This window comes from Qipengyuania sp. SM2512 (genome assembly GCF_054954005.1).
Genome location: NZ_CM143134.1, coordinates 237731 through 262762, shown reverse-complemented (window position 1 = coordinate 262762; position 25032 = coordinate 237731). Strand labels below are relative to the sequence as shown.

The window sequence follows — 25032 nt, the reverse complement described above, 5'->3', positions numbered from 1 at the left end:
CCATCGCGGCGGACAAACAGCAAGAGGCCGGGGGTTGCGGAGACCTTCGAAACGCGATCAATCGCCGAGAAATCCCGGCTTCAGCGCGCGAATCGCACTGGACGGCCGCAGACGGCCATCCGCTGCGGCGGATCGACTGGCCCGGCGACGCGGCCAGTCCGCGCGGGTCGATCCTGTTCCTGCCGGGCCGCGGCGATGCCTATGAGAAATATCTCGAGACGCTCGAGCAATGGCACCGCGCCGGCTGGCGGGTGACCGCGGCCGACTGGCGCGGTCAGGCCGGGTCCGGCCGGCTCGGGACCGATGAGGTAACCGGCCATATCGCCGATTTCGGCATCTGGGTGGACGATCTGGCGGGGTTCTGGGCCGCATGGAAGGCCGAGACCCCGGGGCCGCACGTCCTTGCGGGGCACTCCATGGGCGGGCATCTCGTGCTTCGTGCGCTGGTTGAGCGGCGGGTCGATCCGGATGCGGCGGTGCTGACCGCGCCGATGCTCGGCATGGCGGGGCCGCCGCTACCGCTGCCGGTGCAGCACTGGGTTGCGAAGCTGATGACCAGGATTGGCGTGCCGACGCGGGCAGCGTGGAAATGGAGCGAGAAGCCCGGCGAGATGCCCGCCTCGCGCCAGTCGCTGCTGACGCATGACGACGAGCGCTATGGCGATGAATTGTGGTGGCGCGAGGCGCGGCCCGAGCTGGTGATGGGGCCGGGCAGCTGGGGCTGGGTCGAGCGCGCCTATGCCTCGCGCCGCGTGCTCGACGCGGCCGGCGCGATGGAGGCGGTGCAGGTCCCGGTGCTGCTCGTCTCGGCCGCGAACGACAGGCTGGTCAGCCACGATGCGGTGGTCCGCGCGGCGGAGCGCCTGCCGCGGGGCGAACTGCTCGCCTTCGGCAAGGCGGCGCGCCACGAGATCCTGCGCGAGGTCGATCCGGTGCGGGATCGCGCGATGGCGGCGATTGCCGATTTCCTCGATCGGGCCGCGCCGCCGCAAACCGCATGAGCACGTTCGATTTCGCCATCGTCGGGGCCGGGATGGCCGGAGCGAGCCTCGCCGCCGAGCTTGCGCCGCACGCCTGGGTTCTGCTGCTCGAGGCGGAGGAGCGGCCGGGCTATCACGCGACCGGCCGGTCCGCCGCGTTCTGGGAGGAATGCTATGGCGGGCCGGAGATCGTGCCGCTGACTCTGGCATCGGGTCCGTATCTGCGCGAGCGCGGGTTCCTGACGCAGCGCGGGGCGCTCTACATCGGGCGCGAGCAGGACAGCGCGCTGCTCCGCGGGTTTCTCGATCGCTTCTCCGGGACGGGGGCGACCATCGAGCTGCTTGATCGCGAGGCCGTGGTGGCAAAGGCGCCCGACCTGCTGGCGGAATGGCAGGCGGCGATATGGGAGCCGGCGTGCTCCGATATCGATGTCGCCGGGCTGCACGCGCATTATCTGGCACTCGGGCGCGAACGCGGAGTGCGGTTGGAAACCCGCGCTCGCCTGACGGCCGCGGCGCAGCACGATGGCGGCTGGGCGCTGCGGACCGAACGCGGCGAGACTTTCGTCGCCGGGACGCTGGTCAACGCGGCCGGAGCCTGGGCGGACGAACTGGCGCGGCTGGCCGGAGCCCGCCCGCTGGGAATTTCCCCGCTGCGGCGCACGGTGATCCAGCTGCGCACCGATCCGGCACCGCCGGCCGATTTGCCGCTGGTGCTGGACATCGCCGGCGGCTTCTATTTCAAGCCCGAGGCGGGAAAGCTCTGGCTCAGCCCCAACGACGAGGTGCCCAGCGCCCCATGCGACGCCGCGCCCGAGGAACTGGACGTGGCCGAAGCGATCGAGCGCCTGTCGCAGGTGGTCGACTGGCGGGTCGAGGCGGTCGAGCACCGCTGGGCTGGCCTGCGCAGCTTCGCGCCCGACCGTTTGCCGGTCTATGGCTTTGATCCGCAGGTCGAAGGGTTTGCATGGTTCGCGGGGCAGGGCGGCTACGGCATCCAGACCGCGCCCGCCGCGGCGCGGCTGACCGCGCAATTGCTGCTCGGCCAGGAGCGCGACGCCATGACCGAAGGTCTCGATGCCGCACTCTATGCGCCCGGCCGGTTCGGTTAGCGCCGCCTAGCGCGCGGCCGCGATGCGGTCCGCCTCGTCGCTGGCGAGCTGATCGACGCGGTCGTTCTCGGGGTGTCCCGAGTGCCCCTTGACCCAGTGCCAGGTCACGGTGTGACGCGCGGTCTGGGCGATCAGCTCGTGCCACAGATCCTCGTTGCGCACCGGCTTCTTGCTGGCGTTGATCCAGCCGCGCTTCTGCCAGCCCGCGACCCATTTGGTGATGCCGTCGATCAGATATTTGCTGTCGGAGTAGATATCGACCTCGCAGGGCTCGATCAGCGCGCTCAGGCCCTTGATCGCCGCCATCATCTCCATACGGTTGTTGGTGGTGGCGGGGTCCGCGCCCGACAATTCCTTCTCGTGCGGCCCGAGCCGCAGGAGCGCGCCCCAGCCGCCGGGGCCGGGATTGCCCTTGCAGGCTCCATCGGTGAACAATTCGACGCGTTTCATGGGCAAATCCCTAGCGCGGGCGCGGGCTCACGCGAAGACCCGATTCCCGTGCTCGGCGTAATATTTCCAGCGCCGTGTGAAATCCATCGGGTCCTTGCGGGTCACCAGCGCGTCGGGCGGGGTGTCGAGCCAGTCCTGCGTCCGGCTGGCGGTGAAGCGCAGGCACGCCCCTTGCGCCAGCAGCGGCAGCGCTTCGCGTTCGCTGCGCTCCAGCGGGCGCACCGATTCGTAGCCTGCGACCAGTGCCTGCCCGACATCGGCTGCGAATTTCGTGCCGCTGCGATCGAAGCACCAGGCAGCGTGGGTGACGGCGAGATCGTAGGCCATCATGTCATCGCAGGCGAAATAGAAGTCGATCAGCCCGGTCACCCGCTTGCCTAGCATTAGCACGTTGTCGGGAAACAGATCGGAATGGATGATCGAACACGGAAGGTCCTGCGGCCAGCGCGCGGCCAGTTCGCGCGCCGCGGGGAGCCATTGCGGCAGCTCGGGATCGATGCCAGCCAGACGGGTCTCGCCGCAGCGATCGAGGATCGCCGCGCAGGCACCGACGTCGAGATCGTTGGCGCGGGTGCGGTCGAAATCGGCAGCCGCCATATGAACCTGCGCCAGCGCCGCGCCGACCTCATTGGCTTGCGCGGGGGTGGGCGTGTCGGGCGAAATACCGGGGAGATACTCGATCAGCGCCAGCGCCTTGCCATCGAGGCTGCGAAACGCCGCCCCGTCGCGATCGTGGATCGTCGCGGGAACCGCACAGCCTCGCGCCGCAAGATGGTCGAGCAGGCCGAGGAAGAACGGAAGTTCGCCCGCATCGGTGCGCTTCTCGTACATCGTCAGGATGAAGCGCACGCCCCCGCTGCCGGTGCCAGCGCCATCCTTGCCATTGGTTTCGATCAGCCAATTGCTGTTGGAGACGCCCTCGGCGATGCCCTTGGCCGAGACCAGTTCGCCGACGTCATAGGCCGCGATCAGCGCGGCCAGGTCTTCCGATGCGAGATGGGTGTAGACCGCCAAGAGGGCAGGTCAGTCCGGGTCGGTGAGTTGTCGCGGGAGCTTGAAGACCATCTTCTCTTCCGCCGCCTTGATGGTCTGTTCGTGAACGTCGCGCCATTGCGAGATGCGTTCCACGACTTCGCGTACTAGGATTTCGGGTGCCGAAGCGCCCGCGGTCAGCCCGAGTGTGCCCACTCCGTCGAGCCATTCGGGCTCGATTTCGTCGGCGCGCTGGATCAGCCGCGAATTGGCGCCCAGCCGCTCGGCGACCTCGACCAGCCGGAGCGAGTTCGAGGAATTGGGCGAGCCGATCACCAGCACCAGATCGCTGGCCGGGGCGATCCGCTTGACCGCCGCCTGGCGGTTGCTGGTGGCGTAGCAGATGTCCTCCGCCTTTGGTCCCTGGATATGCGGGAAGCGCGCCTTCAGCGCGGCGATGATCTCGGCGGTGTCGTCTACCGAAAGCGTGGTCTGCGTCAGGTAGGACAGCTCGTCCTGTGCTCCGAAGGGCAGCGTGGCGACGTCTTCGAGCGACTCGACCAGCGTCATTTCACCATCGGCGACCTGGCCCATCGTCCCGATCACCTCGGGATGACCCGAATGGCCGATAAACAGGATGTGGCGCTGCTTCTCGATCAGGCGTTCGGCCTGGCGATGGACCTTGCTGACCAGCGGACAGGTCGCATCGACATAGAGCAGCTTGCGCCGTTCGGCCTCAGCCGGAACCGCCTTGGGGACGCCATGGGCGCTGAACACCACGGGCATGTCGTCGGGGACCTCGTCGAGTTCCTCGACGAATATCGCACCCTTGGCCTTGAGCGCCTCGACCACATAGCGGTTGTGGACGATTTCGTGCCGGACATAGACCGGAGCGCCGTATTTCTCGAGCGCCCGCTCGACGATCTCGATGGCGCGATCGACGCCGGCGCAGAAGCCGCGCGGCGCCGCGATCAGCAGTGTGAGCGCGGGTTTGAGGTCGGCGGGTTGCAAGGGAGCATTCATAAGCCTCCCCCTAGCGCTTTGCACGCGCCCTCGCTAGGGGATGCGGCCATAGGAATTCGAGGGATACGACACGCATGACTTTCCGCTTCCGCCAGCTTCCCGCGATTGTCCTCGGTCTGGGCCTCGCCGCCTGCGCCAGCGAAGGCGATCTCGTGGTCGATCAGGGTGTCGGCATCACTGCGGTGCGAAGCGTCTGCCCTGCGGTCGGCGTGCCCGACTATACCGGGGACGTGACCGTGTTCCGCGATCCGCGGTCGCGGCTGGCGAGCGAAATCGATGTGACGGCGACGATCACCAATGTCCTCGCCACCTGCAACGAAACCGGCGACCGGATCTATTCGGAGGCCAGTTTCGACGTGCTCGCTCGCCGCAGCGACACCCGGGGCGCGCGCCAGGTAACCTTGCCCTATTTCTCTACCGTCCTGCGCGGCGGCAGTGCCGTGGTCACAAAACGGGTCGGCGAGGTAACCTTCGCCTTCGCGGACGGCGAAGCCCGGGCGAGCGCCCGCGCTACCGCAGGCGCCTATGTCGATCGCGCCGAAGCGACGCTGCCCGCCGAGATCCGCGAGCAGATCACCCGCCGACGCGAACCGGGCGACCCCGATGCCGCACTCGACCCGCTGGCCGATCCCACCGTCCGCGCCGCCATCGAGCGCGCAACCTTCGAACTGCTGGTCGGCTTCCAGCTGACCGAAGAGCAACTCGCCTACAACGCGACACGCTAAACCGCATGGCGCCGCTGCCTCGGCGGCGCCTTCGCATTCCACGGTTCGATCCGTACGCGTTCCCCGCGGGCGCGCAGCCTGGCCGAGACATGACCGACACTCAAACCCTCCACGCCCATTACGCCGCCAAGATCGATGCGGTGCTCAACGCGCTCGAGATGGAAGGCGATCTGCCGCCGGGCAGCGACCGCTCCAACGTCGCGGTCGAGCCGCCGCGCGATCCCGCGCATGGCGATCTGGCGACCAACGCGGCGATGGTGCTGGCCAAGCAGGCGAAGAGCAATCCGCGCGCGCTGGCGGACAAGATCGTCGCGCATCTGACGCGCGATCCGGATATCACTGCGGCCGATATCGCCGGCCCAGGTTTCATCAACATCCGCCTCGACCAGTCGGTCTGGCTGCGCGAACTCGCGACCATCGCCGCGCTGGGCGACGATTACGGCCGCTCCGCCAGGGGCAATGGCACGCGCGTCAATGTCGAATTCGTCTCGGCCAATCCGACAGGGCCGATGCATATGGGCCATTGCCGCGGCGCGGTGGTGGGCGATGCACTCTGCGACCTGCTCGCCTTCGCGGGCCATGACGTAATCCGCGAATATTATGTCAACGACGCGGGCGGCCAGGTCGATGTCCTCGCCCGCTCGGCGCATCTTCGCTACCGCGAGGCGCTGGGGCAGGAGATCGGGACGATCCCCGAGGGGCTCTATCCGGGCGACTACCTCAAGCCGGTGGGCGAGCGGCTGGCCGGCGAATATGGCGATCGCCACCTCGACGCGCCTGAGGCGGAGTGGCTGGCAGCGTTCCGCGCCGCCTCGATCGAGGCGATGATGGAAATGATCCGCGCCGATCTCGCCAAGCTGGGCATCGAGCACGACGTGTTTTCCTCCGAAGCCGCGCTGCAGGCGGCGGGCAAGCCCGAGGAGGCCGAGGCCTGGCTGCGCGCGCAGGACCTGGTCTATGACGGCGAGCTCGAGGCGCCCAAGGGCAAGGCCCCGCCCGAGGACTGGGAACCGGTCGAGCTGCCGCTGTTCCGCTCGACGAAATTCGGCGACGACCAGGATCGCCCGATCCGCAAGTCCGACGGCAAATGGACCTATTTCGGCGCCGATCTCGCCTATCACTTCCAGAAGGCCGAGACCGCCGATGCGCTGATCGACATCTGGGGCGCGGACCATGCCGGCACCGTCAAGCGGATCACCGCCGCGGTCGCCGCGCTGACTCAAGGCGCAGGGCGCGATGTGCCCTTCGACGTCAAGCTGGTCCAGATGGTCAAGCTGATGCGCGGCGGCGAGCCGGTGAAGATGTCCAAGCGCAGCGGCAATTTCATCACCATTGCCGATGTGGTCGAGGAGGTGGGCAAGGACGTGGTGCGCTTCACCATGCTGACCCGCAAGCCCGACGCGCAGATGGAATTCGACTTCGCGAAGGTGGTCGAGGCCTCGAAGGACAATCCGGTGTTCTACGTGCAATACGCGCATGCGCGGATCCACTCGACGCTTCGTAAGGCGGCCGAGCAGGGGCTGTCACCGGCTGCAGGCTCGCTCGAACTGCTGGGCGAGGCGGATCTGGCGCTCATCCGCGAGGCGGCGCAGTTCCCGCGGATGGTCGAGGCCGCCGCGCAGGCGCGCGAACCGCACCGGATCGCTTTCTACCTCAACGACCTCGCCAGCGCCTTCCACAGCTTCTGGAACGCGGGTAACGACGATTCTTCGCTGCGGATGATCCAGTCCGACAATGAGACACTCACCTCCGCGCGGCTGTTCCTGGCCACGCAGGTGGGGCAGGTGATACGTAACGGCCTTGCCATTCTGGGCGTCGAGGCCGTCGAGGAAATGTAAGGGGCTTCGGGGTGATTGCGGGCGAAGACGGACACAGCCAGACCTATCCGGGGGAAGAGCTCGATCTGGGCCGGGACGGCGAGAGCCTGCCGTGGCTGGAATCGGTCGACGACGACGAGGGCGGCGATCAGGGTTTCGACACCGCCAGGCTGATCGGCATCGGCCTGCTTATGCTTGCGGCGCTGGGGCTGATCGTCGGCGCGATCTGGTGGTTCACCAACCGTGCTGCGGGCGGCAGCCCGGATCCGGACGGCTCGCTGATCGAAGCGCCCGCCGAGCCCTATCGCGTGCGACCCGAGGACGAAGGCGGCAAAACCTTCGCCGGGACCGGCGACACCAGCTTCGCGGTGGGCGAAGGCCAGACCCGCGAGGGGCGCTTGGCGCCGACACCGGTGGCCACCGAGCCTGCAGCGGAGCCCGAGGACGATGCCCCCAGCCAGCCGGCGCCGGCGCGGTCGGGCGCGCTTCCCGCGGGCACCGCAGTGCAGGTCGGCGCCTATTCCAGCCGCGCGGATGCCGAGACCGGCTGGAGTACACTGATCCGGCAGACAGAAGTCCTTTCGGGCGTCGACTACCGCATCGTCGAGGGCCGCGCCGATATCGGCACCGTATTCCGGCTCCAGGCCGAGGCGGGCGATGCCGCGAACGCGCGACGGATGTGTCAGGCGCTCAACGGCGACGGGCTGCCCTGCACGGTAAAATAGGCGAGGGCGGGGGAGCGCGCGCGACCTGGCCCTCGCGATTTCCACATGCGGCTCGAGGGCTTGCTTGCGAAAGCAGCGCGAAGCTGCGATTCCCGTGCGATGACACCAGCGATCTTCGGCATTGCCGGCCCAAGCCTGACCGCAGATGAGCGCGCCTTCTTCACCGAGGCAGACCCGGTGGGCTACATCCTGTTCGGACGCAATTGCCAGAGCCGCGCTCAATTGCGCGCGCTGACCGACGAGCTGCGCGCCATCCATGGCCGCGACCGGCTCTTTATCGGGATCGATCAGGAAGGCGGCCGGGTCGCGCGGATGAAGCCCCCCGAATGGAGCGCCTTTCCCCCCGGAGCGGTGTTCGACCGGCTCTACCAGATCGCGCCGGCCAGCGCGATCGAGGCGGCGCGGCTCAATGCCCATGCACTCGCGCTCGAACTGGGCGAAGTCGGGATCACGGTCGATTTCCATCCGCCGCTGGACCTTCCGCAGCCCGGCGCCCACGATATCATCGGCGACCGCGCGCTCGGCCACGAACCGATGCAGGCTGCGGCGCTGGGGCGGGCGATCCTCGACGGCTTTGCCAGAGCGGGCGTGCTGGGATGCATCAAGCACATGCCCGGGCACGGGCGCTCGGTGGTCGACACCCACAAGGAAATGCCCACCGTCACCGCCAGCGAGGAGGAGCTAGCGCACGATCTCGCTCCCTTCATCCGGCTCAACCACGCGGTGCTGGGGATGACCGGGCACCTGCTCTTCACCGCCTGGGATGCCGAGCGGCCATCCACCCTGTCGCCGATCGTAATCGAGCAGATCATCCGCGGCCGGATCGGCTTCGACGGCCTGCTGCTGACCGACGATATCGACATGGAAGCGCTCAAGGGCACGATCCCCGAGCGCGCTGAGCGGGCGATCGCCGCCGGCTGCGACGTGGTGCTCAATTGCTGGGCCAGGATAGACGACATGATCGGCATCGCGCAGCGCTGCGGCACAATGACCGCGCCCGGAACGGCACGGCTCGACCGCGCGCTCGCCGCCATGGGCGATGTGCCCGAGAGTTTCGATCACGGCGAGCTGATCGCCAAGCGAGACGCGCTGCTGGCGATCGCCGGACAGGCCGCGTGAGCCAGGACGGCCTGCTGCTCGATCTGCCGCATGAGGACGGATCGCGGACGGCCGAAGACGAAGACTGGACGGAGCGCGCGGCGGATCGGCGCGAGGCGGACGAGGACGCGCTCTATCTCGATCTCGACGTCTGGGCCGGGCCGCTCCACCTGCTGCTCGACCTCGCGCGGCGCCAAAAGGTCGATCTGCGCCAGATCTCGATCCTCGCGCTGGTCGATCAATATCTCGACTATATCGACCAGGCCGAGGCGCTGAGGCTCGAGCTCGCGGCCGATTACCTCGTGATGGCGGCCTGGCTCGCCTATCTCAAATCCTCGCTGCTGCTCCCCAGGGACGAGCAGGAGGAGCCGTCGCCCGAGGAACTGGCGCTCAAGCTGCAATTGCGGCTGCAGCGGCTGGGCGCGATGCGCGAGGCGGCGGCGCGGCTCATGGGCCGCGACCGGATCGACCGCGACGTCTTCCTGCGCGGCGCGCCCGAGGGGCTGCGGATCGAGAAGCTGACGCGCTGGAAATGCGACCAATACGCGCTGATCGAGGCCTATGGCCAGGTCAAGGCTCGCACCGCGCCGGCGGTCCACATGGTTCGCGACCGTCCGGTGATGTCGCTCGAGAGCGCGCTCGGCCGGGTCTCGGCGATGCTCGGGGTGACGCTCGACTGGATGGAACTGCGCGAATTCCTGCCGCCGCATGCCGAGCCGCGGCTGCGCCGCTCGGCGCTGGCCTCCAGCTTCGTCGCCGCGCTCGAACTGGCCAAGACGGGCAAGGCCGAACTGGCGCAGGACGAGGTGTTCGGTCCGCTGCGGCTGCGCCGCGTCAGGGCATGAGCATGGACGATCTCCCGCGGGGCGTGGAGGCAGCGCTGTTCGCCGCCGAAGAGCCGATGAGCGCGGAGGCGCTGGCGGGATTCTTGGGCGACGCGCCGCTGGGCGAGATCCGCTCCAGCCTGCGCGAACTGGCGGAGCATTACGCCGAGCGGGGCATCCGGCTGGTCGAGCGGGGCAGGCGCTGGCATTTCGAGACCGCGCCCGACCTCGCGCATCTGCTCCGGCGCGAGCGCGAACAGAGCCGCAAACTCAGCCGCGCCGCCACCGAAGTGCTGGCGATCATCGCCTATCACGAGCCGGTCAGCCGCGCCGAGATCGAATCGATCCGCGGGGTGCAGACCTCGGGCGGGACTCTCGACGTGCTGATGGAGACGGGCTGGGTGGCGATCGCGGGCCGGCGCGAGGTGCCCGGGCGACCGACGATCTACGCCACCACGCCGGAATTTCTCGATCATTTCGGGTTGGCCAGCCGCCGCGACCTGCCCGGGATCGAGGAATTGCGCGCCACCGGCCTGCTCGACCCGGTCGAAGATGCCTATGACGCACTGACGGGGGATGACGGGGACAAATCCGACGAGGAAGACGACGACCTCGATCAGGCCTGACTGGCGCGAACGTGCCAGGATGTCTATATGGGGCGCAACGCTACGAAAAAGGTAATCCCATGTCGCTCGGTCCCTGGCAGCTCATCATTATCGCCCTGGTTATCCTGGTCCTGTTCGGACGCGGGCGGATCTCCGAAATGATGGGAGATTTCGGTAAGGGCATCAAGAGCTTCAAGAAGGGGATGACCGAGGAAGAGCAGGCTTCGGACGGCCCTTCGCCGCGGATCGAGGGCCCCGCGCACGAAGCAAAGCCGGCCGGCGAGACCGTCACCGAGACCAAGCCCGCCGACCCGACCGAAACCCGGCGTTGAAACCCGGTCTAGAGGACTAGCGCCATGTTCGACATCGGCGCCAGCGAACTGCTGGTGATCGTGATCGTTGCGATCCTCGTCATCGGCCCCAAGGAAATGCCCCGCGCCTTGCGGACCGCCGGGCGCTGGATCGGCAAGATGCGGCGTATGTCCGCGCATTTCCGCAGCGGGATCGACACGATGATCCGCGAAGCCGAACTCGAAGATGCCGAGAAGGAATGGCGCGAGCGCAACGCCCGCATCATGGCCGAGACCTCCGGCAACGACACGCCGCCTGCGATGGAACCGCTGCCGGAGTCGCAAGCGCCGCTCAAGGATCCGGCGAAAAGCGACGATTACGATGCCCGCGCGGAAGCCGCCATTGAGCGGGCCAAGCCCAAGAATCCCGCCGCAGACGGCAGCCCGGGCAACCTGGCGGACGACGACCAGCCGTCGCTGCCGCTCGACCCTGCAGGCCCGAAACCCGCAGCTCCGAAGAAGGACGGCTGACCAATCGTGATGAAGGATATCGACGAGAGTCAGGCACCGCTGCTCGACCATCTGGTCGAACTGCGCGCGCGGCTGGTTCGCAGCGTTCTGGCGCTGGCAGTTGCATTCGGCGTATGTCTCTATTTCGCCGATGATATTCTGGGCTTCCTGATTCAGCCGCTGAAGGGCGCGTTCCAGGGCGATCAGGGCCAGTTGATCTTCACCAAGCTGTACGAAGTGTTTTTCGTCGAGTTGAAGGTTTCGCTCTTTGCGGCCTTCTGCTTGAGCTTTCCCGTCATCGCCAACCAGCTGTGGGCCTTCATCGCACCGGGGCTCTACGCCAAGGAAAAGCGCGCTTTTCTGCCTTTCCTGCTGGCCACCCCGATCCTGTTCACCGCGGGCGCTTCGCTGGCCTATTTCGTGGTCATGCCAACCGCGTTCCGCTGGTTTCTGGCCTTCGAAGGAGAGGCGGGAGGGCTGACCATCCAGGCGCTGCCCAGCGCTAACGATTATCTCAGCCTGGTGATGCAGTTCATTCTCGCTTTCGGGATCAGCTTCCTGCTCCCGGTTCTGCTGCTCCTGCTCCACCGCGCCGGGATCGTCACCCGCGCGCAATTGGTCGGCGCACGGCGCTACATCATCGTGCTCGTCCTGGCGGTCTCGGCGATCATCACGCCGCCCGACCCGGGCTCGCAGCTACTGCTCGCCGTTCCGCTGCTGCTGCTGTTCGAGGGGTCGCTGCTGCTGATGCGGATATTCGATCGCAAGCTCGCAGCCGAGGGCGCGGCGGCGGAATAGGCCGGTTCGATTAACGTGATTCTCTACTGAGTTCGGCATGAGAGGGGGCTCGAAGGCGATCCTCGATTGCCGCTGCCGACCATTGCCGCACTTGTCCCAAACGCCAGACACAACAAAAACGGGGCCCGAAGGCCCCGTTTCGTTATTCGAAATGTCGCAGCAGCTTACGGGCTGACGGCGTCGTCGTCGCCATTGTCGACGGCGATGAAGATGCCACCGATAACCGCAGCAGCGGCGAGCAGAGCAACGATGACCGAAACGCCACCACCGATTTCGGATTCACCTTCGACGGGAGCCGAAAAGCGGTCGGCGGCGATCGCCGGAGTTGCGGCCATGGTAACGGCAGCAGCGGCTGCAGCGAGAAAACGGAACTTCATTCTTAAATCTCCTTGCGAGAACTATACCTGTCTCGATTACAGGGGGCTTTAGGCGAACCTTCGGCCCAGTGCAACATCAAATCGGACCGGCAAGTAGCGCCCCAGAGGCAAACTCGCGGACCGGGCGAAACGAACACCCCGGATAGGCCGGGTTGCCGAATCAGGGGCTTACCGGATCGTCGTCTTCCGAAAGAAAGACGATCGAAGCGGCCACAACGGCAATGCCGAGGAGGTAGATTAGGGCAGAATCGCCACCAAGCGCGCTTTCGCCCGAAGCGGGGGCGCTTTGGCGTGCATTGACCGCTGCTTCCTGAGCGGCAATTGGCGCGGCAGTCAAAGAAGCCGCGGCTCCGGCCATCAGTAGCTTACGAACCATGCAACGAACCTTTGCCATTACGAGTTTTTCGGGAGCGGTTCGGCGCCGCGTTCCGAGGATTTTGCGAAACGAAGCATCACCGGACATGATCCTTGCGTCCTTAGCGAGCGGCTAGAGGAGTTGGGTTGCCAAAACCTTAATCGCGCGCAGACCGTTCTTTATCGGAGGGAATCCGGACGGGCTAGAGGTAATGGCGCGATTAGTCCGCCTTATAGACCTGCCTGCCGCCGATCCATGTCTGCAGAACGCGCGTGGCCCGCAATTGCTCGGGGGTCGCCAGCAGCGGGTCGCGGTCCACCAGCACGAAGTCCGCGCGTTCGCCGACGACCAGTTGGCCGAAGCGCCCCTCGGCAAAGCCCGCAAACGCAGCATCCCTGGTGAAGGCTGCCAGCGCGTCCTCGCGACTGACGCTTTCCTCGGCGCGCCAGCCGCCGAACGGCTGACCCGCGGCATCGGTACGGGTGAAGGCCGCGGCCAGACCGGAGAAGGGATCGGGCGATTCGACCGGCGCGTCCGAGCCGAAAGCGAGCGGTGCGCCGGTCGCGGCGATGCTGCGCCAGGCGTAGGCGCCGCCCAGACGGTCCGGACCCAGCCGCGCTTCGGCCATTGTCCGGTCGCTGGTCTGGTGCACCGGTTGCATCGAGGCGATGATACCATGTTCGCCGAACAACGGGATATCCGCCGGATCGACGATCTGCGCGTGTTCGATCCGCCAGCGCCTGTCGCCCGGAAAGCTGTCGGCGATTTCATGCACGGCGCTGAGCGCGTCGGCATTGGCGGCGGTGCCGATGGCGTGAATTGCAACCTGGAATTCGCCGTTGGAAGCACGGACGAGGATGTTGCGCAATTGCGCCGAGCTCATCAGCGGCAGGCCGGTGTTGCCCGGATCGTCGGCGTAGGGCCGCTTCAGCCATGCGCCGCGCGAGCCGAGCGCCCCATCCAGATAGAGCTTCACCCCGTTGAGCTTCAACTTGTCGTCGTAGAGCCAAGGGGTCGGCCGCGCACCGGCGATCAGTTCCATCGTGTCCGCGCTGCTGGCATAGGACATGATCCGCAAGCTCAGCCGGCCGTTGTCGCCGGCGCGGCGGAAGGTCTGCCAGTCCTCGATCGTCGTACCCATGTCGGCTGCGGCGGTAACGCCCATCGAATGCAGCACCTCCTGCGCGCGCTGGAAGGCAAGGTCGCGTTCCGCCGGGCGCGGTGCGGGAACGACGCGTTGCACCAGCGCTTCCGCCGCATCGACGAAGACACCCGATGGGGTGCGCGAGCCTGGGAGCCGCTCGACCCGCCCGCCTTCGGGATCCTGCGTCGCCGCGGTGATCTGCGCCGCCTCGAGCGCGCGGGTGTTGCCCCAGGCGGCGTGGCCGTCGACCCGCTGCAGCCAGACCGGGCGGTCGGACACTGCAGTGTCGAGTTCGGCAGCGGTGGGAAACCGGCCCAGACCCCATTTTTCCTGATTCCAGCCGCGGCCCAAAATCCACGGACGGCCGGGATTGTCCTCGGCGAACCGGCGGATTTTGGCCAGCGCTTCGTCGAGCGAATTGGTGTCCGACAGATCGAGCGTCAGCTGCGCGAGCCCGAGCCCCATGACGTGAAGATGCGCGTCGATCATGCCCGGGAGCATCACCCGGCCTTCGCCGTCGAGCAGGTAGTCGATGTCGCGCGGACGCTCGTCGTCGCGGTCGTAAAGGGCCTTCACCCGCCCGCCATCATCGATCAGCAGCGCGGCGAAGCGATCAATCCTGCCGTCCTCGTCGATCCGCACGCCATCGACGTTCTCGATGAGCTGGTCGGCGGCTGCGGGAGTGGCGAGAAGAGCGGCGGCACAGGCGAGTAGGGTTCTGCGGATCATGCTTTGGGCACCAAAATCTTGTATAGCTGGCGAATGGCGAAGCGCCGGAGTGGCGGCATAGCGGGAATGCCGCAAGACCTTTCCACGATTGCGCGGCGGGGGCACCCGCACTAGGGCGGCGGGCATGAGCCGGTCCGATGACACCCCCGCCACCCAGCAACTGACGCTGGCAGACGTGCGCGCTGCCGCGGCGCGAATCGCGGGGCAGGTGGTCGAAACGCCGATGCTCCATTCGCGCACGCTGTCGCAGATCGCGGGCGCCGATATCTGGCTCAAGTTCGAGAATCTGCAGTTCACTGCCGCCTATAAAGAGCGCGGTGCGCTCAACGCGCTGCTGCTGCTCGACGAGACCCGCCGCTCGCGCGGGGTGATCGCCGCCTCGGCGGGCAATCACAGCCAAGGCCTGTCCTATCACGGCACCCGGCTTGGCGTGCCCGTCACTATCGTGATGCCCAAGACCACGCCGACGGTGAAGGTGATGCAGACCGAGAGCGTCGGCGGGCAGGTGGAATTGTTCGGCGAGACCTTCGATGAGGCCTATGCCCATGCGCGCGAACTCGAGAAGGAGCGCGGGCTGACGTTCGTCCATCCCTTCGATCATCCCGATGTCGCGGCGGGGCAGGGGACGGTGGCGCTCGAGATGCTCGAGGCGCAGCCCGACCTCGATTGCCTGGTGGTGCCGATCGGCGGCGGCGGGCTGATGAGTGGGATGGCTACGGTCGCCAAGGCGATCAACCCCGCGATCGAGATGGTCGGCGTCCAGGCGCAGCTTTATCCGTCCATGTTCGCCAAGCTGCGCGGCGAGGAAGCAATCTGCGGGGGTGACACGCTGGCCGAGGGGATCGCGGTCAAGGCGCCTGGAGAATTCACTTCGCAGATCATCTCCGCGCTCGTGGACGAGATACTGCTGGTCAGCGAGCCGGCTCTCGAGCACGCGGTAGCGCTGCTGCTGCAGATCGAAAAAACCGTGGTCGAAGGCGCGGGCGCGGCGGGTCTTGCCGCGGTGCTGGCCAATCCCGAGCGGTTCAGGGGCAAGAAAATCGGACTGGTGCTGTGCGGGGGCAATATCGACACGCGGCTGCTCGCCAATGTGTTGCTGCGCGACCTCGCGCGCGCCGGGCGGATCGCGCGGCTCAAGATTCAGCTGCAGGACCGCCCCGGCGCGCTCTATGCGGTGATGGGCGTTTTCGACGCGCACAACGTCAATATCCTCGAGATTCACCACCAGCGGATATTTACCTCGCTCCCGGCGAAAGGTCTGTTCACCGAAATCGAGTGCGAGGCGCGCGACGCGGCGCAGCTCGACGGGCTGGTCGAGGCGCTGCGGGCCAAGGGCTATTCGGTCGGAGCGGTCGAGCTCGACTGAGGCATCGCTCGGCGACCGGCGCTCGCCCCGAGCCTTCCCAAAGGCCGAGCACCGAAGCGCATGCGGTGCGGAAATCTCACTTTCGTGGTTAAGAAGCTTTTAACGGCGCGCCGAAAGATGCATAAATTGGCTCAAGCAGGCTAACCAGCCCGATCCCCCGAGAGGAAAGAGCCGACAGTGACCGCCCCGATCCGCTTCCCCCGCTTCTTCGTGACCTCGCCCGCGCCGTGCCCCTATCTGCCGGGTCGCAGCGAACGCAAGGTTTTCACCGAGCTGCGCACCGAGAACGCGGACGAACTCAACGAGGCGCTCGGCCGGATCGGGTTCCGCCGCAGCCAGACCGTCGCCTACCGCCCCAGTTGCCTCGACTGTCAGGCCTGCGTCTCGGTCCGCGTGGCGGCGCAGGAGTTCACCCCCTCGAGTTCGCAGAAGCGGCTGATGAAGCGCAACAGCGACATCGTGACCACCGAATGCCGCCCCTGGGCGACCCCCGAACAATACGAACTCCTGCAAAAATATCTCGCCGTCCGGCATCCCGGTGGCGGCATGACGCAGATGGAAGAATCCGATTTTGCGGATATGGTGGAACACACCCCGGTTTCGAGCTATGTGATCGAATACAGGGAGCCGGGTGTAGGGTCGCAACCGGGTCGCCTGATCGGCGCGTGCCTCACCGACGAGCAGGGTGACGGGCTGTCGATGATCTACAGTTTCTACGACCCGGAGCATGAGGACCGTTCTGGGCTTGGCACTTTCATCATCCTCGACCATATGCGGCGCGCAGCCGCGCGCGGCCTGCCCTATGTCTATCTGGGCTATTGGGTCGAGGGCGCCGAGCGCATGCAGTATAAGGTCCGGTTCCGGCCGCTGGAGCGACTGACCCGTGGCGGATGGGAGCGCATTTCCGATGAGGAGCACGGACGGCTTATCGCCGCGGCTACCGCGCCCCGTTCGCGCGATGCCGATGGTGGACGCAAGCCAACCGATGGACGACCGCAGAAGGATGCGCTTCCTGCCGCTTACGACCTGGTCGGCTAACGGCCCTTCGGTCGGAGGACGCTTGCTGGCGGCGGTCTGCGCGATGGCGCTGGCCGCACCGCTTGCTGCGCAGGATCAAGACGTCCCGCCGACGCTCGAGGAACTGATTCCCGACAGCGCGGTCGAAAAGCCGGAGGCCTGGGCCGATCGCGGCGCCGAAGGCGAAGACCTGCCCGACGAGGCAGTGGTCGATCCCGATACGCCGATGGCCGATCCGCCCGGGTTGGACCTTGCCTGGCCCGAGGACATCGAACTGCCTCCGCTCGATGATCCCGAGGAGACGGAAGAGGTCGAATTCGCCGACCTCGAGATCGCCGGGCCGCAGGTCGCCTTCACCGACGCGGAGGTCGTCGAGATTTCGGAGGATCTGGTGCTCGGCTTCCCGCAGCGCGAGCCGCCATTCGGCGGGCAGATCGATTTTATCGACCGGTTCGAGGCGCTCTCGACGATCGAAGAACTCGACAGCGACGAGGAGAATATCGCACTGTTGTCGGCGCGTGCGCGCGAGGACGAGGAACTGCTCGAAAATCTGCTGCGCGTTTACGGCTATTACGATGGACGTATCATCCGCTCGATCGGTTCGCGCGCCGCGGGCGAGGAGCAAGCGAGCGAGCGCCCGATCGTGCGATTCGATATCATTCCGGGCGAACGCTATCGCTTCGGGGCGGTCGACCTCGGTGCGCTTTCGACAGCTCCCGACGCCGCGGAATTGCGTGCCGCTTTCGAAATCCAGAGCGGAGACTTTCTCCAGAGCGACAAGATCATCGAGGAACAGCTCGATCTCGATATTGCGCTGGGCGAGACCGGCTATCCCTTTGCCGAGATCGATGCGCCCGAATTGCTGATCGATCACGCCCGCGAGGAGGGCGATCTCACTCTGCCGGTGAGGCCCAATGGTAAATATGTCTTCGGCGATGTCGTCAGCAGCGATCCGGATTTCCTTTCCAGCCGCCACTTGGACACCATCGCCCGGTTCGAGCCGGGCGATGTCTATCAGCGCAGCCTGGAACTCGATCTGCGCCGCGCAGTCACCGCCACCGGCCTGGTGTCATCGGTTGCGATCACGCCGCGCGAAGTGACCCCGCCGAGCGGTGGCCAGCCCGGTGTGGTCGATATCGACGTCGCGCTCGAGCAGGCTGAGCTGCGCACGATCGCGGGTGCGATCGGTTACGGTTCTGAAGAAGGTTTCCGCATCCAGGCGAGCTGGGAACACCGCAATTTCTTCCCGCCCGAGGGCATGCTGCGGGTGCGCGGGATCGCGGGCACACAGGAACAGCTGGCGGGCATCACCGTGCGCAAGAACAATTTCGGCGGGCGCGACCGGATCCTCAATATCGATGCCTATGCCAGCACGATCGACAGCCCGGCCTTCGAGGCGCGCACCGCCGCGCTGGTCGCGACCTACGAGCGGATCTCGACGCTGCTGTTCCAGAAGCCGCTGAGCTGGTCGATCGGCGGCGAGCTGGTGGCGACGCAGGAACGGCCCCCGGCCACCGGTGACGTGGTCCAGCCCCGAGAGACCTATTTCATCGCCGCCGTCCCCGCCTATGCGCAGATCGACACCACCGACGACCTGCTCGATCCGAGCGAGGGGTTCCGGCTTTCGGGTCGGCTCTCGCCCGAAGTTTCGCGCAATCGCGGGGTGCAGAGCTTCTACCTGCGCGGCCGCGCCGATGCGAGCTACTATCAGGAACTGCGTGAAGGCTTCGTCATCGCCGGGCGCGGGGCTTACGGCTCGATCGTGGGAACCGATCTTCAGAACATCGCGCCCTCGCGCCGCTATTATGCCGGCGGCGGCGGCTCGGTGCGCGGATACGGTTTCCGCGAAATCGGCCCACGCGACGAGCTTGGCGAACCCAGCGGCGGGCGCAGCGTGGTGGAGCTCGGGCTCGAGGCGCGCATCCGCACCGGCTTCATGGACGGCGCGGTCGCGGTCGTGCCTTTCATCGATGCCGGTTCGGTCAGCACTTCGACCGTTCCCGACTTCTCCGAGATCAAGATCGGTGCGGGCATCGGGGTGCGCTACTACACCGGCTTCGGTCCGATCCGCGTCGATGTCGGCGTGCCGCTCAACCCCGAGGAGGGCGATGCGCCGGTCGCGCTCTATGTCTCGCTCGGACAGGCTTTCTGATGGCCGATGAGAATGAAGTGACTGCCGAGCCGGCAACAGAACCGGAAGCGGTACACGAGCCCTCCGCGCGCCGGCCGTGGACGCGGCGCAAGCGGGTGAGCAAATGGGTGCTGGGCATTCTCGGCGCGCTGGTACTGGCAATCGTCGGCGCCGTGCTGCTGCTCAACACCCCGATCGGCGAGCGTTTCCTGGCCGACCGGATCGCGCAGCGGACGCTGCCCAACGGGCTCAATATCCGGATCGGGAGGATCGACGGCAATCTTTACGGTGCGGCGGTCCTGCACGATGTGGTGCTGTCGGATCCGCAGGGCATCTTCATGACCATTCCGCGCGCCGAGGTCGACTGGAACCCCGGCGGCTGGCTCAGGAATACGCTCGACATCGACTCTTTCGCGGCGCGCCGTGCCACGCTCATGCGAATTCCCGAGTTTCTCCCGAGCGAAGAGGAAGGGCCGATCCTGCCGGACTTCGATATCGCCGTCGACCGGTTCGAGATCGACCGCCTGACGTTGGCCGGGGGTATTGTCGGCGATCGCGCCGAGACGCTCAGCCTGCTCGCCGAAGTGCAGGTCCGCGACCGGCGGCTGAAGGTGGCGGCCAAGGGCGGTCTGGGCACCGATCGCTTTGCCGCTCTGGTCGATGCGGCACCCGACAACGGTGTTTTCGATCTCGGGCTCGACTACCGCGCGCCGCAGGGCGGGACGATCTCGCGCCTCCTCGGGACGAATGAGGCCTATCGCGCTCGGATTGCGGGCGAGGGCAGCTGGGATCGCTGGAACGGCGCGCTCGTGGTGCGCCGCGAGGAAGAGAGCCTCGGCGCGTTCAAGCTGACCAACCGCGGCGGGCGCTTCACGCTGGTGGGACAGGCGCGGCCCGAAGGCCTGCTCGAGGGCCTGCCCGCTCGGCTGGCGGGGGGCACCGTGTCGCTCAAGGCAGTTGCGACCATCGAGGACCGCCGGATCGCGGGTAGCTACGCCATTCGCAGCGATGCGCTGGCGGGGAGCGCGCGCGGCGTGGTCGATCTGGCGGAAAACCGCATCTCGGATTTCTCGCTCGACGCGCGGCTTCTCGAGCCGACCGTGTTCAGCGAAGACCTACGGCTCGACGATACGCGCGTGATCGCCACCCTCGATGGTGCCTTCAACGACCTTGCCATCGAACACACACTCGATGTCGGACGATTGACGGCAGGCGAGATTCGCATCGACGGCCTGATTCAGCGCGGCCTTGCAACCTATGACGGCACCCGCTGGACCGTGCCGCTCGATGCCGCGGTCGAGCGGATCGCGACCGGCAACGAACTGCTCGATCCGCGGCTGGTGCGCGGGCGCGCGGACGGCACGCTGGTGCTGCAGGGCGACCGGCTGCTCTCCGACAATCTCGAACTCTCCTTCCCCACCGCCGATGCGCGGCTCGCGCTGCAGGGCGATCTGGGGGCGGGCACCTACAATCTGATGGGCGACCTGCGCGCGCGGCAGTTGACCTTCGACGATATCGGCGGGGTCAATGGCGGCGCACGGTTTACGGCGGCGATTGGCCCGGGCACCTGGAATGTCGCGGCGAATATCGACGCGCGGATCGCGCCGGTTGCCAATGCAACCCTGGCCAATCTCGCGGGCGACCCGATCCGGGTGCGCGGCGGGGTGCGCATCGGCGCCAATGCCCCCTTCGTATTTCAGGACATGCGGATCGACGCGGCCAAGCTCACCGCGCGGCTCGACGGGCGCGTGGCCGAGAACGGGACGACTGTCGCGGGCACCGGACGCCATGTCGATTACGGCCCCTTCACCGTCGAAGCGCGGCTGACCGACGCCGGGCCCGAAGCGGTGCTGGTGTTCGCCAACCCGCTGCCCGCGGCGGGGCTGACCGAAGTCAGAGTCGCCATCGCGCCGATCGAAGACGGTTTCCGGATCGAGACCGAAGGCGGTTCGACGCTCGGGCCGTTCGATGGCGTGCTCAACCTCTTTGCTCCCGCAGGCGGGCCGACCCGCATTTCGATCGAACGGCTGACCGTCTCGGATTCGCAGGTGACGGGCGATCTCACCCTGCTCGACGCCGGGATAGCCGGCGATCTTGCGCTGAGCGGCGGGGGCCTCGACGGGACGATCGCGCTGGCTCCGCGCGGGGGCGGGCAAGGCTTCGATATCGATCTGAGGGCGCGCCGCGCCAGTTTCGGTGGCGCCACTCCGATCCGCATCGCCCGCGCCGACATTCAGGCGCAGGGGCTCATCGCCGAGGGCAGTTCGACCTTCTCGGGCAGCGCCCGCGGCGCGGGGCTGACCTATGGCACTCTGTTTCTCGGTCGCTTCGCCGCGCAGGGTGAGGTGACCGATGGCACCGGACGCATCGACGCCTCGGTGGCCGGACGCCGCGGGGGGAGCCTCAGGCTCGATCTTCAGGCGGGCATCACGCCTGAGCGGGTGACGCTGGCCGCACGCGGAGAGTTCGCCGGCAAGCCGATCGCCATGCCGGGCCGTGCGGTGCTGACCCGGCTGGACGACGGCGGTTGGCAGCTGCAGCAGACCCGCCTCGATTACGGCGATGGCGCAGTGGTGGCTGCGGGCCGCTTCGGCGGCGACGAGCTCAGCTTCGAACTCAAGCTGGCGGGCATGCCGCTGTCGCTGGCCGATATCGTGGTAACCGATCTTGGGCTCGGCGGGACGATCTCGGGGGCGGTCGACTATTCGCTCGGACCGGACGGTCTGCCGCGCGCGCAGGCGCGGGTGAAGGTCGACGACCTGACCCGCTCCGGGCTGGTGCTCTCGAGCCGCCCGGTCGATCTCTCGTTGGTGGCGGCGCTGACCGCCGACAAATTGCAGGCTCGCGCAGTGCTCCGCAAAGAGGAGATCCGCCGGGGTCGGCTGCAGGCGCTGATCACGCAGCTGCCGCAGACGGGCATGCTGCTGGAGCGGATCCGCGCGGGGCAGCTTTTCGCGCAATTGCGCTACGAGGGCGCGGCCGAGAGCCTGTGGCGACTCGCTGCGATCGATGCCTTCGACCTGACTGGTCCGGTCGCGATCGCCGCCGATGCCAGCGGCACGCTGGCCGATCCGCAGGTCCGCGGCTCGCTCAGCAGCGACGATCTGCGGGTGCGCAGTTCGCTGTCGGGGACCGATATCCGCGACGTCAGCGCCCGCGGCCGGTTCACGGGATCACGGCTGCGGCTTATCAGCTTCTCGGGCCGGGCCGGCGACGGTACCGTCAGTGGCAGCGGGATCGTCGATCTTGCGGGGCTGGGCGAGCGGGTCGAGGGTCGCTTCCTCGAGGTTCGCGGACCGACGCTGGACCTAAGGGCTGCCGCCACCAACGCGCGGCTGCTCAACGCCAATGGCATCGATGCCACCATCACCGGACCGCTGCGGATCGTATCGGACGGGCTGGGCGGCACTATCGCCGGGCGCGTGACCATCGACCGCGCGAGCTGGGGCCTCGGCACCGCCGCCTCCGAGGATGTGGCTCTCCCGCGGATCAGCACCCGCGAGATCAACCTGCCCTCGGACACCGGGCCGCGGGTCGCTGCGGGCCGTCCGTGGCGCTATCTCATCAATGCGCGCGGTCCAAGCCGGATCGATGTCGACGGCATGGGCCTCGACAGCGAATGGGGCGCGGACATCATTCTGCGCGGAACCACCGACGAGCCTCGGATCGGCGGCGAGGCCCGGGTCGTGCGCGGCAGCTACAGCTTCGCGGGCACCCGCTTCGAGCTCGAGCGCGGCGTGATCGAATTCGACGTCAACGGACCGATCGATCCGCGGATCGACATCGCAGCCGTGTCGGAGGCCAATGGCATCGATGTCGAGGTGCAGGTGGCGGGCAACGCCATGCAGCCCGAAATCACCTTCTCGTCCAACCCTTCGCTGCCCGAGGAGGAAATCCTCGCGCGGTTGCTGTTCGGGGGCTCGATCACCACGCTCTCAGCGACCGATGCGCTTCAGCTCGGCGCGGCGCTGGCGAGCCTGCGCGGCGGAGGCGGGCTCGACCCGATCAACCAGCTGCGCAGCGCGATCGGGCTCGACCGGCTACGCATCGTCGGCGCCGATCCCGCGCTCAATCGCGGCACTGCAGTAGCGCTGGGCAAGAACTTTGGCCGGCGGTTCTATGTCGAGATCATCACCGACGGGCAGGGCTATTCGGCAACCGAGGTGGAATTCCGGGTGACCAGCTGGCTCTCGCTGCTGGCCTCGATTTCGACGATCGGGCGCGAAAGCGTGCTGGCCGAAGTCAGTCGCGACTACTGATCTGCGGGGCCCGCGTCGGTGCCCTGAACGGTATCCGGCGCCGTCAGCACCGCGTTGATCGGGATCGCTACGCCGTTGCCCGATTCGACCGCCTCGCCTGCAAAACGCGCGGCCGCACCATTGCTGTGGGTGGCAACAATGGTCTCCCCATCGAGTGCGAAGCGGACCGTGCCGGTGCCCAGGGTGGTCATGGCCGCGTTGCCGCCGCCCGTCTCGATTGCCGTAAGGATCGCCTCGGGTGTGACATGGCCGGGTAACACATGTTCGCGCAGCAGGCCGATCAGGAGCGGGCGTTCCTCTACCGTCAGCAGTTGCGCTCCGGTCGTGCCCAGCGCGTCGAAGGCGGCGTCGTTCGGGGCAAGCACGGTGTAGCTGCCCGCGCCGTCGAACACTTCGTTGAGCTGGGCTATCGAGAGCGCCTCGGAAACGACGCCCAGATCCCGATGCCGGGCGATCGCCTGATAGAGCGTCTCGCCATCGGTGGCCAGCAGAGCGGGCTCGGCGTCTTCTCCCGAGCCGCAGGCGGCGGTGGCGAGCGCCAGCGGCACCAGCGCCGCGCCAAGCCAAGCCCGGAGTGCGGGGCGTATCGTGCGCTCCCGGTTCATGTCAGGAGATCGATCGCGGCGGTGACCAGCCGGGTCTCGGGATCGAATCGGTACACATAGCCGTCGGCGTAGCGATAGGCTGCCCGGGCCGTATCGGCGTAGCGTTCGCGATAGGGTTGGGGGATGTTGTAGACCTCGTATCCGGCAGGCATCGGCTCGCCGACCGCGATCGCATCATCGGTGAGTAGCGCGGCGACCGACTGGATTGCGGCGCTTTGCGGATCGACGCGGTAGAGCGTGTTGTCGGCGTAGCGATAGCTGCCGGGTTCGCCGAGATTGTAGAAATCGACGAGATAGGCGGGCACGTTCCGGCTGCCGTAGGAACCAGGCCAGATGTTGCCGCTCGCCAGCGCGCCGCCAAGGAGCGGGATATAGCCCGCGATCCTGCCGCCGTTCGTAGAGGTACCGGCGAGCCGGAGCAGATAGCCGTCGCGGTAGAGATAGCGCCCCGCGTCGAAACCGGTGAGCCCGAACAGTCGCGGCGAATAGGCAAAGCCGAGTGTGCTTTTGCCCTGGGTGGCGCGGGATTGCGTGGGGCCGGGGGAGGCACAGCCGCCCGACTTGGCAAGACCGCGCGGGCAGTCGGCGAGCAGCCGGAAGCTGCGGTCGAGCGGGCCCGTGAACATCCGTTTGCGAACCCGTTCGTCGCCGCCGCGCGAAGGGAGGCCGCGAAGGCCCGCTTCGCTCCGCTCGGCGGGCTCGACGCGGTCGGAAGGGTTTTCGGGCCGGCGATTGGCGGGCTGGACGGTTGGGGTCTGCGGCAGGCTTCTCGTCTCCCCGCGGTCCCGGCTCGTCAGATTATCGTTGTCAACCTGCTGCGCATCGGCCTTGGTGTCGCGTAGCGGACGCCGATCTGCGGTGGGTGGCGCGGCGTCGCCCGAGCGTGCCGCTTGCCCGCGCTGGTTGCGACCATTGCCCGGTCGGTCCGCGCCGGGGGACACGCCGCGCTGTTCGGCATTTTTCGGCGCGGTCTGGTCCGCTGCGGGCTGATCGCTATTCTGGGCGAGTGCACCCGACGCGGCCAGCGCAAGCGCGGCCACGCCCATACTGAATCTACACATCGGTTAACTCCTGGTTGGATTTTCAACGGCGCGCAGGCCAGCGGGTTCCAAGCAGCGGC

Annotated in this window: 23 protein-coding genes; 15 read left to right on the top strand and 8 right to left on the bottom strand. The window is 67.2% G+C overall.

From position 1 onward, the window contains the following. The first annotated feature begins 2 nt into the window (after window positions 1-2). Together ACQ5J0_RS01350 and ACQ5J0_RS01345 are read left to right on the top strand one after the other, a co-directional pair. Window positions 3-1001: an alpha/beta fold hydrolase gene (locus tag ACQ5J0_RS01350; RefSeq protein WP_462570153.1), complete on the top strand. Its 999-nt coding sequence runs from the start codon at window positions 3-5 to the stop codon at window positions 999-1001. Beyond that, window positions 998-2092 (top strand): NAD(P)/FAD-dependent oxidoreductase, encoded by a 1095-nt coding sequence (locus tag ACQ5J0_RS01345; RefSeq protein ID WP_462568735.1) that lies wholly within the window; start codon window positions 998-1000, stop codon window positions 2090-2092. The genes ACQ5J0_RS01350 and ACQ5J0_RS01345 overlap by 4 nt, the downstream gene beginning before the upstream one ends. Window positions 2093-2098: 6 nt before the next feature. Here the strand turns inward: ACQ5J0_RS01345 and rnhA are convergent, their stop codons facing one another. Genes rnhA through ispH form a run of 3 tightly spaced genes read right to left on the bottom strand, consistent with a single transcriptional unit; the run spans window position 2099 to window position 4537 of the window. After that, window positions 2099-2542 carry a ribonuclease HI gene (rnhA, locus tag ACQ5J0_RS01340; RefSeq protein ID WP_462568734.1) on the bottom strand — a complete coding sequence of 148 codons (444 nt, stop codon included), beginning with the start codon at window positions 2540-2542 and terminating at the stop codon, window positions 2099-2101. A 27-nt stretch (window positions 2543-2569) separates the two neighbouring features. Further along, window positions 2570-3556, bottom strand: a complete 987-nt coding sequence (gene thrB / locus ACQ5J0_RS01335; RefSeq protein ID WP_462568733.1) for a homoserine kinase — start codon at window positions 3554-3556, stop codon at window positions 2570-2572. A gap of 9 nt (window positions 3557-3565) precedes the next feature. Beyond that, complete coding sequence (gene ispH, locus ACQ5J0_RS01330) at window positions 3566-4537, bottom strand: 4-hydroxy-3-methylbut-2-enyl diphosphate reductase (RefSeq protein ID WP_462568732.1); 972 nt, start codon at window positions 4535-4537, stop codon at window positions 3566-3568. Window positions 4538-4611: 74 nt separating this feature from the next. Here ispH and ACQ5J0_RS01325 point away from each other — a divergent pair, with 74 nt between their 5' ends. The 9 genes from ACQ5J0_RS01325 (at window position 4612) to tatC (ending at window position 11929) form a co-directional block, all read left to right on the top strand. Next, window positions 4612-5262, top strand: a complete 651-nt coding sequence (locus tag ACQ5J0_RS01325; RefSeq protein WP_462568731.1) for a hypothetical protein — start codon at window positions 4612-4614, stop codon at window positions 5260-5262. Between the two features lie 89 nt (window positions 5263-5351). Continuing rightward, window positions 5352-7100, top strand: a complete 1749-nt coding sequence (gene argS, locus ACQ5J0_RS01320) for an arginine--tRNA ligase (protein ID WP_462568730.1) — start codon at window positions 5352-5354, stop codon at window positions 7098-7100. An 11-nt stretch (window positions 7101-7111) separates the two neighbouring features. Continuing rightward, on the top strand, window positions 7112-7804 hold the full coding sequence (locus ACQ5J0_RS01315) for an SPOR domain-containing protein (protein WP_462568729.1): 693 nt from the start codon (window positions 7112-7114) through the stop codon (window positions 7802-7804). Window positions 7805-7903: 99 nt separating this feature from the next. Beyond that, complete coding sequence (gene nagZ, locus ACQ5J0_RS01310) at window positions 7904-8923, top strand: beta-N-acetylhexosaminidase (RefSeq protein ID WP_462568728.1); 1020 nt, start codon at window positions 7904-7906, stop codon at window positions 8921-8923. Next, the gene (locus ACQ5J0_RS01305) at window positions 8920-9747 is read left to right on the top strand and encodes a segregation and condensation protein A (protein WP_462568727.1); all 828 of its coding nucleotides are present in this window, start codon (window positions 8920-8922) and stop codon (window positions 9745-9747) included. The genes nagZ and ACQ5J0_RS01305 overlap by 4 nt, the downstream gene beginning before the upstream one ends. Before the next feature lie 2 nt (window positions 9748-9749). Next, window positions 9750-10352, top strand: a complete 603-nt coding sequence (scpB, locus tag ACQ5J0_RS01300) for an SMC-Scp complex subunit ScpB (protein WP_462568726.1) — start codon at window positions 9750-9752, stop codon at window positions 10350-10352. Window positions 10353-10411: 59 nt separating this feature from the next. After that, window positions 10412-10663, top strand: coding sequence for a twin-arginine translocase TatA/TatE family subunit (gene tatA, locus ACQ5J0_RS01295; protein WP_462568725.1), 252 nt, complete (start codon window positions 10412-10414; stop codon window positions 10661-10663). 24 nt (window positions 10664-10687) lie between these two features. After that, window positions 10688-11152 carry a Sec-independent protein translocase protein TatB gene (gene tatB / locus ACQ5J0_RS01290; protein ID WP_462568724.1) on the top strand — a complete coding sequence of 155 codons (465 nt, stop codon included), beginning with the start codon at window positions 10688-10690 and terminating at the stop codon, window positions 11150-11152. 9 nt (window positions 11153-11161) lie between these two features. Then, window positions 11162-11929, top strand: coding sequence for a twin-arginine translocase subunit TatC (gene tatC / locus ACQ5J0_RS01285; protein ID WP_462570152.1), 768 nt, complete (start codon window positions 11162-11164; stop codon window positions 11927-11929). 164 nt (window positions 11930-12093) lie between these two features. Here tatC and ACQ5J0_RS01280 read toward each other — a convergent pair whose 3' ends face one another. The 3 genes from ACQ5J0_RS01280 to ACQ5J0_RS01270 all read right to left on the bottom strand — a co-directional run bounded on the left by ACQ5J0_RS01280 (window position 12094) and on the right by ACQ5J0_RS01270 (window position 14534). Then, entirely contained in the window at window positions 12094-12306 is a 213-nt protein-coding gene (locus ACQ5J0_RS01280; protein WP_462568723.1) for a hypothetical protein, read from the bottom strand. A gap of 160 nt (window positions 12307-12466) precedes the next feature. Beyond that, window positions 12467-12769, bottom strand: a complete 303-nt coding sequence (locus tag ACQ5J0_RS01275) for a hypothetical protein (protein ID WP_462568722.1) — start codon at window positions 12767-12769, stop codon at window positions 12467-12469. Window positions 12770-12881: 112 nt separating this feature from the next. Continuing rightward, on the bottom strand, window positions 12882-14534 hold the full coding sequence (locus ACQ5J0_RS01270; protein ID WP_462568721.1) for an amidohydrolase: 1653 nt from the start codon (window positions 14532-14534) through the stop codon (window positions 12882-12884). A 124-nt stretch (window positions 14535-14658) separates the two neighbouring features. On the opposite strand from ACQ5J0_RS01270, the gene ACQ5J0_RS01265 reads away from it, so the two are divergent. The 4 genes from ACQ5J0_RS01265 to ACQ5J0_RS01250 all read left to right on the top strand — a co-directional run bounded on the left by ACQ5J0_RS01265 (window position 14659) and on the right by ACQ5J0_RS01250 (window position 23307). Beyond that, entirely contained in the window at window positions 14659-15900 is a 1242-nt protein-coding gene (locus tag ACQ5J0_RS01265) for a threonine ammonia-lyase (protein WP_462568720.1), read from the top strand. A gap of 177 nt (window positions 15901-16077) precedes the next feature. Continuing rightward, window positions 16078-16938 (top strand): arginyltransferase, encoded by an 861-nt coding sequence (locus ACQ5J0_RS01260; protein ID WP_462568719.1) that lies wholly within the window; start codon window positions 16078-16080, stop codon window positions 16936-16938. Then, a complete protein-coding gene (locus tag ACQ5J0_RS01255) occupies window positions 16886-19069 on the top strand; it encodes an autotransporter assembly complex protein TamA (protein WP_462568718.1) in 2184 nt (727 codons plus the stop codon). The genes ACQ5J0_RS01260 and ACQ5J0_RS01255 overlap by 53 nt, the downstream gene beginning before the upstream one ends. Further along, entirely contained in the window at window positions 19069-23307 is a 4239-nt protein-coding gene (locus ACQ5J0_RS01250) for a translocation/assembly module TamB domain-containing protein (protein ID WP_462568717.1), read from the top strand. The genes ACQ5J0_RS01255 and ACQ5J0_RS01250 overlap by 1 nt, the downstream gene beginning before the upstream one ends. Here the strand turns inward: ACQ5J0_RS01250 and ACQ5J0_RS01245 are convergent. Both ACQ5J0_RS01245 and ACQ5J0_RS01240 read right to left on the bottom strand, forming a co-directional pair. Next, window positions 23301-23912: a fasciclin domain-containing protein gene (locus tag ACQ5J0_RS01245; protein WP_462568716.1), complete on the bottom strand. Its 612-nt coding sequence runs from the start codon at window positions 23910-23912 to the stop codon at window positions 23301-23303. The two genes, ACQ5J0_RS01250 and ACQ5J0_RS01245, sit on opposite strands and share 7 nt — an antisense overlap. Beyond that, window positions 23909-24973, bottom strand: coding sequence for a hypothetical protein (locus ACQ5J0_RS01240; protein ID WP_462568715.1), 1065 nt, complete (start codon window positions 24971-24973; stop codon window positions 23909-23911). Before ACQ5J0_RS01240 ends, ACQ5J0_RS01245 begins: the two co-directional genes overlap by 4 nt. Window positions 24974-25032: the final 59 nt, after the last annotated feature.